Below are 7,482 nucleotides of genomic sequence, written 5' to 3'. Positions count from 1 at the left end.
GGGCGGCGGCGCCGACAGCCGACCCGCCGTCGGACGGCGGTCTCAGCAGGTGCCGCCGCCGGAGGCGCAGCCCCCGGGGGCCCCGCCGCCGGTCGCCCCGTCGAGCGGGTTGGGCAGGTCGGGGCGGGTCTCGGGCGCGGCGGTGTTCCAGCCGGTCCCGAGGACCATCGCCCCGACGTGGGTGCTGGTGTCGTCACCCGAGAACAGGGAGATCAGGTCCCTGCGATGCATGGCCGCGGTAACGTCGTCGTCGGTCAGGACGCCGACCACGGAGGGTGCGTCCTGGACCGGGGTGACCGTCGAGCCCTTCATCGTGAGCAGCTTCTCGATCGCGGCGGCCGTCTCCTGGTGCGAGAGCCAGGCCGTGCCGGGCAGGGTCAGGCCGGTGCCCTCCTCGCCGGTGGTCATCGCATCGGTGCAGTTCTCACCCTTGGCGTCGCACTTCTGGGTCTTGGTGGTCGAGGAGGTCTCCTTGCCGTTCTTGTCGACCGTCCGCTCGGTGTGGGTCTTCGTCGTGCCGGTGACCTTGCCGTCCTTGTCGCGCTCGTACTCGGTGGTGTCCTTCGTGATCGTCGTGCCGCCGTCCTTGCCTCCCGTGTGGACGGTCTCGGTCTCCTTCACGACGTTCCCGTTCTGGTCGCGCTGCGTCCGCTCGGTGTGGTACCTGCCGCTCAGGTCGTAGTACGCCTCGTCGGTCGACGACCCTGCCGTGTTCAGTTCCGGGTCGTAGTACTCGGTCCGGCTGCTCGACGTGCAGATCATCTCGCACCCCGGCGTACCGGGAGTGGTCCTCGACGAGGACCCGTCGCCGTACTCCGTGGCCCTCGTGCCGTTGTCGCTGCTCGTGTTCTTCTCGCCGCCGTGGCTGGCCGCCCACCAGGCGGTCACCCCGTCGTACGCGCCGTACCAGCTGCCGTTGAACCGGCCGAGGTCGATCCCCATCGTCTTGCCGCCGCTGTCGAGGGTCAGGCCGAAGGTCAGGCCGGTCTTCCACGGCGCTTCGACACCGAGGCCCTTGAGCAGCCCGTCGTCGATCCCGGCGAGCGCGATGCTGCCCCGGCGGGTGGGGATCCCGAAGACCTCCGACGGCAGGCTCGCGCCGGGCAGGTCCTGCAGGTTGAGCCACTTCTTTTCGAGGCCCTTGACGAACTCCTCAGGGAACACGGCCCACGTGCCGTACCCGAGTTCGTAGGTCGGCAGTTTCCCGTCGATCGTCGCGTCCAGGACGAGGGACAGCGGCGGGGTGCTCGCCGGGTCGAGCGGGTCGTAACCGAGGGCGGTCTCGTCGGCGTCGGCCACACCGTCACCGTCGGAATCCACCACCCCCACCGCCAGGTAGCAGGCGGACAGGTCGCACACCCGCAGGTCGGCGAGCCTGTCGCCGCGTCGGCCGTCGGCGGCGTCGGCCGACGAGGCGAGGGTCGTGGAAAGCAGAAGGGCGCCGCAGGTCAGGGTCGTCAGTGCGCGCCGGAACCAGGTAGGTGCGGAATTGATGATGGGAGAGGACATCATGGGGGCGAACCTGGGGACCTGCTGCGGGCATGTCCTGAGTAGTGCGTACTCAAACGTCGGCCGCACAGCGCGGTGATCGTCCCGGCCGCCGTGCGACCCCGTCACCGTCGTCAGACCGAGGAGCAGCCCCGACGGGTGGTGCGGTGGCGAATCGGATTGCCCGGCTCTCGTCGTCCCTGCCAGGATGCCGCCATGTCAATCGCCGAGACCTCTGCCGAGGATGCCCTGGTCGCGCTGCACACGTCGCTCGACGAGCGGCGCCGGCCGGAGGAGGTTGCGCATCTCGTGCTGCGGGTGGTGGGCGGCCAGCTAGGACTTCGGGACAGGATGACGTTGGGGTGGGCGGCTCGTACGGCAGCACGCTGGAACGGGTGGAGTTCGATGTCGGCGGACTTCGCCCGGCCGATCGGTGGTGCCCGTCAGATCGACGCCGCCGCGCGGCTGTTCGAGCTGCCGCCCGCCGGTATCGACCCGGACGATCCCGTTTCGCTGCTTGATTTCTCGGCCCGCCTGAGCGAATCCCTCGGTGCCGTCGATCCGGCCCGGCTGGACTTCCTGCGCGACCGGTTGAACCGGGAGGACCGGGCCGCGGCCGGGATCGAGCTGTCGAAGCGGCAGTACAACCGGCGATTCCGGGTGAGCCAGCGCCTGCTGGCGAAAGCCGACCGGTTGGCCGTCGAACAGACCAAACGGCAGTTGACCATGGTCGCGCGGGCAGGATTCGCCGCGAACATCGAGCGGGATGCCTTTCTGGCTGATCCGTGGGCGGGATGCTTCGTGGCGTATCTGACTGCCAAGCGGAAGTTGCGGCGGGAGTTCACCCTCTCAGGGCGGGACAACCCGTACGACGACATCGCCGACCTGTTGTTCAGGCACTGCGCCGCCAACCCTGCGACGGACTGGTGGATGATCGCCCAGGCCCATCCGACGCCGCCCGTGCTCGCCCGGCTGACCGAGGCGCAGCGCGGTGAACTGCTGGGCCGGTGGTGGGCAACGATGCGTCAGGTCGCGGCGTTACTCAAGCGGGTATGGACGGCCAGCGAGTTCGACCGGGCCACCATGATCGTGAGGCGGGGTAACGACTCGTCGACCTGGAACCTCCTGTGCGGCGCGTACAACGCCGCACGGGCGGCCTGGCTCGCAGCGCTCGACGCCGCCGGCAGCCTCGGACTGCTGCAGGCGTCCTGCCCGGGCAAGGCGATGATGCTGATCGCGGCGGACCTGGCGGCCTGGCACCGGTCGACCGGCGGCGGCCTGCACCCCGACGTGGGCGTATGGGCTCGGCTACCGCTGCCGTGGGACGTTCTCGACGGCACCGCCGCCTGCACCCGTGCCGATGTGGAGGCGGCATGCGCCGATGGTGGCGTCGACCCGGTCACGTCGGGCTGGACAGGTCCCAGGGCACCCGCAGCCACCGGGCGTTTCCGGCCCACGCCCGAGATGGTGCACGGGGTGTCGATCGCGGACCCGCTGTGGGCGTCGGTGCTACGTGCTGGTGGGGCGTTCTCCGGAAGAGTGACCAAAGACAGTCTGGAGCGGACGCCGATCCCGGGTGACGTCGTGGTCAGCGAGCTGCCGGAACGGGATGGACACGTCAAGCCGTGATCGGGCAGCATGATCGCGCCCGTCGTAGCTCAGCGGTAGAGCGCCCGGCTCTGGACCGGGTGGACGCTGGTTCGAGCCCAGCCGACGGGGCCGTGGAGATCCGTTGTAGCTCAGTGGTAGAGCACCCGGCTAGCTGCCGGGAGGACGCCGGTTCGAGCCCGGTCAACGGATCTCCCCGAGTCGCCACGATGTTGGTCGATGGATATCAACTGTGGGGCCGAGGTGGGCAAGCTCCCCCGCTACCCCCCAGCCGGCCCCGGCTGCGGCGTTGCGATCCGCACGCAGCAGCCGGTCCACCGCTCCGTGCGGTACGCCGCCGCCCCTGCCCCGCCCGTACCTGCACCTTCTGCCGGCAGCGGTGTCCGCCGACGAACAACGTCCTACAACGACCTGACACCCCAGCTGGGGTGTCAGGTCGTTGTGGACCGGATGAAGTGGGTCATGGCGGAGCTGGGGGGGCGATGCCGGGTTGGTCGACCCACGATCAGCGCTCGGTCAGCAGCGGTTCGCGACGCAGAGGGGAAGACCGTCGTTCGGCCCGGAGCCGTTGTTACCCGGTGGCGCGGTCGGCGTCGGATCGTTCGGCATCGGCGATGGGTTGGCTGGTGCTGGGCCACCCGCTGCGTCGTTGTTGAACCATGCCCGGACGCCACCCTGGGCATCGAGGACCAGATAGTCGGCGCGACGGTCACCGTTGATCTCCGCCAGCTCCACCCTGTCGCGGGTGTAGCCGACGCCCGAGGCGATCTCGCCCAGTGACAACCACGCGGAGCCCGGACCACCCCGGTTGTTGAGCCAGGCCCGGAGCTGGCCGTACTCACCCACCACCAGGTAGTCGTCCCGGCGGTCGCCGTTGACGTCGTCGAACCTGAGGGTGTCGCCCGCCGCGCCGATACCCGAGGCGATCACCCCTTGGGAGGTCCACGCCACGCTGTTGCCGGTGCCCGTGTTGAGCCAAGCCCTCACCTGGCCCTGGTCGCCGACCACCAGATAGTCGTCACGGCCGTCACCATTGAGATCGGCGAACCGCACCTGGTCGCGAGGAGCCGAACCGGAGGCGACCTCGCCTCGCCAGTCCCAGCCGACGCCGTCACCACCGAGGACGTTCAGCCATGCCTTGACCTGGCCCTGGTCGCCGACTGCCAGGTAGTCGTCGCGGCCGTCGCCGTTGAGATCGGCGAACCGCACCTGGTCGCGGGGAGCGCTGCTGGAAGCGATCAGGCCCTTCCAGTCCCACGGGTCGGGGTGGCCGTAGCGGTCGTTGAGCCAGGCGGTGACCCGCCCGGCGTCATTGACCACGAGGTAGTCGTTGCGGCCGTCGCCGTTGACGTCGGCCAGCACCACCTCGACGCTGGTCGCACCGACGTTCCCGGCCACGTCACCCTGGTAGTTCCACGGCCGGCTGCCGTCACCGATGGTGTTGAGCCAGCCACGGATCTGGCCCTGGGCGTGGACCACGAGATAGTCGTCGCGGCCGTCGCCGTCAAGGTCGGAGAACCGCACCTGGTCCCTCGTCGCGCCGACTCCCGTGGCGATCTCACCCTGGTAGCTCCAGCCCGCACCAGCGGCACCGAAGTTGCTGAGCCAGGCCTTGACCTGGCCCTGGTCACCGACCACCAGATAGTCGGCGCGGCCGTCGACGTCGACGTCGGCGAACCGGACCTGGTCCCTCGTGGCACCGACACCCGGCGCGACCTCGCCCTGACTGGCCCATCCCACACCGTCGCCGGTGCCGGTGTTGAGCCATGCTCTGACCTGGCCCTGGTCGCCGACCACCAGGTAGTCGTCGCGGCCGTCGCCATCAAGGTCAGCGAAGTGCACCTGGTCGCGAGGGGCCGAACCGGAGGCGACCTCACCCCGGTACTGCCAGCCGAACCCGTTGCCGCTGCGGACGTTGAACCACGCCCGGACCTGGCCTTGGTCGCCGACCACCAGGTAGTCGTCGCGGCCGTCGCCGTTGAGATCGGCGAACCGCACCTGGTCACGGGGCGCGCCGACGCCGGGAGCGATCTCGCCCACCCAGTTCCATCCGGGCGGCGTGGGCGTCGTCGACGGCGGTGAGGGCGCGGACTCGCCGACGCAGGGGCCGGTGTCTCCGGGCATCGGCGGCACGATCAGACCCTCCGCCCGGGCGGCGGTGACGGCACGGTCGAAGGCATCGGCCATCTTGCGGTAGCCGGTGTTGTTGGGGTGCAGCGGGTCGGACATGTCCGCCGTGGTCACCGCGGACATGCTGACCAGCCGTACGGGCTGACCGGTGGCCCGCAGGCCGTTGACGATTCCCGGGATCTGGGCGTTGTACTGCTGGACCCGGGCGTTGACGGCCGGATCCAGCGACGGCACCAGGGTGGCCACCAGCACGGTGGTCTCCGGAGCGATCCGGACGATCTTCTGGATCAGAGATCGGAGCCGGTCCGACGGCGAACCGCTGTCAGACCTACGGGCGTCGTTGGTCCCGATGTGCAGGGTGACGACGTTGGGCCGGTAGCGGCGCATCGTGCAGTCAGTCACCAGGCTGTCGATCTCCTCGATCCGCCAACCCGGATGCCCCTCGTGATCGGTGTCGGGCAACTGCCCGGAGTCCTGGGAACCGACGAAGTCGAGCGGTCCAGGATCGTCGGCCAACTGGTCCCACAGGCGGGCCCGGTAACCGGTGCCCGCCGGGCTGCCGCCGACGCCAAAGGTGATCGAGTCACCCAGCGGAAGCACCCGCAGACCGTTCGCGGCCCCGCCGACGGGCTGCTGCATCTTGCGGCGCAGCCGTTCGATCATCGCGAGGTCGAAGCCGGTGAGGGTGGTCGCGACGACCTTGAGCGCCCCACCACCCCAGACCGACGCCGCCAACCTCCGCAGCAGGAGCTGCAACCCAGTGATCACCGGTGTGGCGGTCGCCTGTAGAAACCCGAGTACTCCGCCGACAATAGCACCCTGGACTGCCTGGGTTATCGCCACTGCGAAGGCCTCACCCATGACGTCCTTGTCGGCGAGCGGTCGCTGGTCGAAGGCCGCGTTGACAAGCTCACTGACGAGGCCGTTGAAGAAACCACCCAACGCCCCGCACACCGGGCCGGCGGCAACGGCGCCGACCGAGAAGAATGCAAAGCAGAAGCCGGTGACCAGGGCACCGGTGCCGAAGGCGGCCCAGGAGGCGATTACCTTCTGCCATGCGGTCGAGGTGACGCTGACCTCTGCCGTCGGCACGACCAGCACCATGCTGTTCCCGACCACGTGCAACGAGCCGTCGAGTTCGAAGTCTCCGATCGTCGGGTAGAGCCCGGTGGCGTTCTCGTCGGCGAGCGCCTGGAAGTACTCGCTGAAGGTCTGGCCGCGGGCCTGCGCATCCTGGACCTTGGCGACCTCCTGCCGGAAGGTGGCTGACACGTCCTCGCCGACATAGTCGAACGTCATCACCAGATCGTCTGGCTGGCTGGCCAGAGTCGCGAGCGCCGCAGGAGCATGACGGGCACAGCCGGCGCGCACCGTCATCGACTGCTCGGCAGTCGCATCGAGTGTGAAGGCCGTGGCGGGGTCAGTCGCGAGTGGACAGGCAGAGTCCGCCCTGGCAGGCGCGTGTAGGGCGCCCACCACCAGGACGGCCGAGAGCAGAACCGTGAGGATCCGCGTACTGGGTCGCATGCCGCGAAACGTTGGGGTAGGCGACCGTCGATGTCAATGTGTTGCCCGACACCCATCACCACCGTCGTTCGGCTGTCGAGCAGATGACTCCGCCGCCACCGAATCTCCGCCTGAGGGCAGGCCCTCAACGTCCTCGCCGAGAGTGCAGCGAGCGGATCGATGACAACCGACAACCCCTGACTCTGTGACCTGCCGCAGGGCAGGTTCGCGCGCGCCAGCCCGCGGCGACCGGCAGCATCCGGTCGGCGAGGTCGAGAGACCAGGCCGGCCCGGCCGGCCGCCATCGATCGCGTATCTCGCAGGACACCGTGGTCGGCCGGGACAGCTCGTGCTCACGATCCCCGGGTCGTCTCCACCTACCCGGCCGGCGCGGGGCCGGTGGATTGGCGCAGTAGGAGGCGGTGCAGGTCGGATGAGTGCGGCAGACTGGGCGACTCCTCTCCGCGCAGGAGGGCGAGGAGTCGCCGCATCGCCTCCCGGCCCTGCCGTTCCCGGTCGACACTGACCGTCGACAGGGTCGGACGCGTGTAGTGGCCGATCTCGTCGTCGTCCCAGCCGAAGACACTGATCTGGCCGGGGACGTCGATGTCCAGGCTCTGGAGTCCCTGGAGGATCCCTAAGGCCACCGGGTCTTTGGCGGCCAGCACGGCGGTGGCTCGGCATTGGGCCAGCACCGTGGTGGCCGCCTCCCAGCCGGTTCGCACGGTCCAGTCGCCGTCGACGACCGCG

4 protein-coding genes and 2 tRNA genes are annotated in these 7,482 nt (G+C 69.5%); 3 read left to right on the top strand and 3 right to left on the bottom strand.

Annotated elements, in window-relative coordinates:
- Positions 1-42 precede the first annotated feature (42 nt).
- Positions 43-1,509 carry a thrombospondin type 3 repeat-containing protein gene (locus tag ACOJTC_RS01060; RefSeq protein ID WP_420115382.1) on the bottom strand — a complete coding sequence of 489 codons (1,467 nt, stop codon included), beginning with the start codon at positions 1,507-1,509 and terminating at the stop codon, positions 43-45.
- A 195-nt stretch (positions 1,510-1,704) separates the two neighbouring features.
- Between ACOJTC_RS01060 and ACOJTC_RS01055 the strand changes: the two genes are divergently transcribed.
- The 3 genes from ACOJTC_RS01055 (at position 1,705) to ACOJTC_RS01045 (ending at position 3,288) form a co-directional block, all read left to right on the top strand.
- Positions 1,705-3,117 carry a hypothetical protein gene (locus ACOJTC_RS01055; RefSeq protein ID WP_420115381.1) on the top strand — a complete coding sequence of 471 codons (1,413 nt, stop codon included), beginning with the start codon at positions 1,705-1,707 and terminating at the stop codon, positions 3,115-3,117.
- Positions 3,118-3,135: 18 nt separating this feature from the next.
- Positions 3,136-3,207 (top strand) — tRNA-Gln (locus ACOJTC_RS01050).
- A gap of 9 nt (positions 3,208-3,216) precedes the next feature.
- Positions 3,217-3,288: transfer RNA gene (locus ACOJTC_RS01045), tRNA-Ala, on the top strand.
- 324 nt (positions 3,289-3,612) lie between these two features.
- Here ACOJTC_RS01045 and ACOJTC_RS01040 read toward each other — a convergent pair.
- Both ACOJTC_RS01040 and ACOJTC_RS01035 read right to left on the bottom strand, forming a co-directional pair.
- Positions 3,613-6,525, bottom strand: coding sequence for an FG-GAP-like repeat-containing protein (locus ACOJTC_RS01040; RefSeq protein WP_420115380.1), 2,913 nt, complete (start codon positions 6,523-6,525; stop codon positions 3,613-3,615).
- A gap of 584 nt (positions 6,526-7,109) precedes the next feature.
- Positions 7,110-7,482: substrate-binding domain-containing protein (locus ACOJTC_RS01035; RefSeq protein ID WP_420115379.1), on the bottom strand; the 373-nt coding region annotated here is incomplete at its 5' end.

The organism is Micromonospora sp. (assembly GCF_048594385.1).
Taxonomy (GTDB): Bacteria; Actinomycetota; Actinomycetes; order Mycobacteriales; family Micromonosporaceae; genus Micromonospora; species Micromonospora wenchangensis.
Note: the sequence above shows the minus strand (reverse complement) of the source record. Positions and strands in the feature narration are given on the sequence as shown.

What these genes read in the sequence shown, in the direction of transcription:
- ACOJTC_RS01060 (WP_420115382.1), bottom strand. Translation starts at nt 1,509, where the DNA reads ATGTCCTCTCCCATCATCAATTCCGCACCTACCTGGTTCCGGCGCGCA.
- ACOJTC_RS01055 (WP_420115381.1), top strand. Translation starts at nt 1,705, where the DNA reads ATGTCAATCGCCGAGACCTCTGCCGAGGATGCCCTGGTCGCGCTGCAC.
- ACOJTC_RS01040 (WP_420115380.1), bottom strand. Translation starts at nt 6,525, where the DNA reads ATGACGTTCGACTATGTCGGCGAGGACGTGTCAGCCACCTTCCGGCAG.